The 2,481-nt window shown below is 38.4% G+C and carries 3 protein-coding genes; all 3 read left to right on the top strand.

Annotated elements, in window-relative coordinates; translation table 11 throughout:
- The coding region (locus AC1DTM_RS22750; protein ID WP_477000945.1) for a citrate/2-methylcitrate synthase at window positions 1-254 on the top strand (254 nt) is incomplete at its 5' end.
- A gap of 98 nt (window positions 255-352) precedes the next feature.
- Entirely contained in the window at window positions 353-1,789 is a 1,437-nt protein-coding gene (gene prpD / locus AC1DTM_RS22745; protein ID WP_477000944.1) for a 2-methylcitrate dehydratase, read from the top strand.
- A gap of 18 nt (window positions 1,790-1,807) precedes the next feature.
- Window positions 1,808-2,481, top strand: a 674-nt coding sequence (locus AC1DTM_RS22740) for an isocitrate lyase/phosphoenolpyruvate mutase family protein (protein WP_477000943.1), incomplete at its 3' end; no start/stop codon positions are given.

Below are 2,481 nucleotides of genomic sequence, written 5' to 3'. Positions count from 1 at the left end.
ATTATACACTATATGAAATGTGTGAAGCTGGAGAGAAGATTATGGAGAAGGAAAAAGGCATTTATCCGAATCTTGATTACTATGCTGCTCCAGTATATTGGATGCTTGGTATTCCAATTCAACTTTACACACCAATCTTCTTTAGTTCTAGAACAGTAGGGTTATGTGCACACGTAATTGAGCAACATGCGAACAATCGTTTGTTCCGTCCACGTGTAAATTATATTGGCGAGCGACATGCATTTAGTAAATAAAAACAACTGGGGAGTTGTTAGCGCCGCCCGCCAGATGGGTGTTTGACCGACACCCATCATTAATAATAACGAATTTTCGACAGAAAGGGAAGAATAGTATGATTAAAACAAATGAAATTAAACAAAAAGATGCATTATTAGAAGAAATTACGGATTATGTATTAAATAAAGAGGTTACAAGTGCAGAAGCATTCAGCACTGCTCGCTACGTATTACTTGATACACTTGGATGCGGAATTTTAGCGCTACAATATCCAGAGTGTACAAAATTATTAGGACCAGTTGTACCAGGAACAATCGTGCCAAATGGTACACGCGTACCAGGTACGTCATATGTACTTGATCCAGTAAAAGGCGCATTTAATATCGGATGTATGATCCGTTGGTTAGACTATAACGATACTTGGCTTGCAGCAGAATGGGGACATCCATCTGATAACTTAGGCGGAATTTTAGCAGTAGCAGATTATATTAGCCGTGTTCGTATTTCAGAAGGAAAAGAACCATTAAAAGTACGTGAAGTACTAGAAATGATGATTAAAGCACATGAAATTCAAGGTGTACTTGCTTTAGAAAACAGCTTAAACCGTGTTGGTCTTGACCATGTATTATACGTAAAAGTAGCAACAACTGCGGTAGTTGCGAAAATGCTTGGCGGAACGCGTGAAGAAATCTTTAATGCATTATCACATGCGTGGATTGATAATTCTAGTCTTCGTACATATCGTCATGCTCCAAATACTGGTTCACGTAAATCATGGGCAGCAGGAGATGCGACGAGCCGCGGTGTTCATCTTGCAATGACTGCTCTAAAAGGTGAAATGGGTTACCCAACAGCATTATCTGCGCCAGGATGGGGATTCCAAGATGTATTATTTAATAAGCAGGAATTAAAATTAGCAAGACCACTAGAATCGTATGTAATGGAAAATGTATTATTCAAAGTGTCATTCCCAGCAGAGTTCCATGCACAAACAGCTGCAGAATGTGCTGTGAAATTATATCCTGAAATTAAAGAAAGATTAGAAGAAATTGATCGTATTACAATTACAACTCATGAATCAGCAATTCGTATTATCGATAAAGAGGGACCATTAAATAACCCAGCTGATCGCGATCATTGCTTACAATACATTACGGCAATTGGTTTATTAAAAGGAGATATCGTTGCGGATGATTATGAGGATGTAGCAGCGAATGATCCACGTGTAGATGAATTACGTAATAAGATGGTTGTTGTTGAAAACAAACAGTACAGTTTAGATTACCTTGATCCGAACAAGCGCTCAATCGCCAACGCTGTTCAAGTTCATTTTAAAGATGGTACTGTAACAGAAAATGTGGAATGTGAATACCCACTTGGCCACCGTTTCCGTAGAGACGAAGCGATTCCAAAAGTTGTTCAAAAATTCACTGCAAATATGGCAGGTCATTATTCTAGTAAGCAACAAGAAAAAATTCATGAAGTTTGTCTAAATGAAGAAAAACTAGAAAATATGAATGTAAACGAATTTGTAKATCTATTCTTAATTTAATAATAGGGGGAATTTAGAATGGCTTGGGTTGTGAATAAACAGTCAACACAAGAGGAGCTTGCGAATCGCTTCCGAGCTTTAGTAGAAGCAAATGAAATTTTACAAATTCCAGGTGCTCATGATGCAATGGCGGCTCTTGTTGCGAAAAATACAGGTTTTTCAGCTCTTTATTTATCGGGAGCTGCTTATACTGCAAGTAAAGGGCTACCAGATTTAGGAATCGTGACATCTACTGAAGTAGCAGAGAGAGCAAGGGATCTAGTAAGAGCTACAGATTTACCAGTTCTTGTTGACATTGATACAGGATTTGGTGGAGTACTAMACGTAGCGAGAACAGCTGTAGAAATGGTGGAAGCGAAAGTTGCGGCTGTTCAGATTGAAGATCAACARTTACCAAAGAAATGTGGACATTTAAATGGTAAGAAACTTGTTACTACAGAAGAATTAGTTCAAAAAATTAAAGCGATTAAAGAAGTTGAGCCAAGTTTATATATTGTAGCACGCACAGATGCTCGCGGCGTGGAAGGATTAGATGCAGCGATTGAAAGAGCGAACGCATATGTAAAAGCAGGGGCAGATGCAATATTCCCAGAAGCGCTTCAATCGGAAGAAGAATTCCGTTTATTTACTAGCAAAGTGAATGCACCTTTACTAGCAAATATGACTGAGTTCGGGAAAACACCATATTATAG

It is taken from the genome of Bacillus sp. P4_D3 (genome assembly GCF_056401855.1).
Note: the sequence above shows the minus strand (reverse complement) of the source record. Positions and strands in the feature narration are given on the sequence as shown.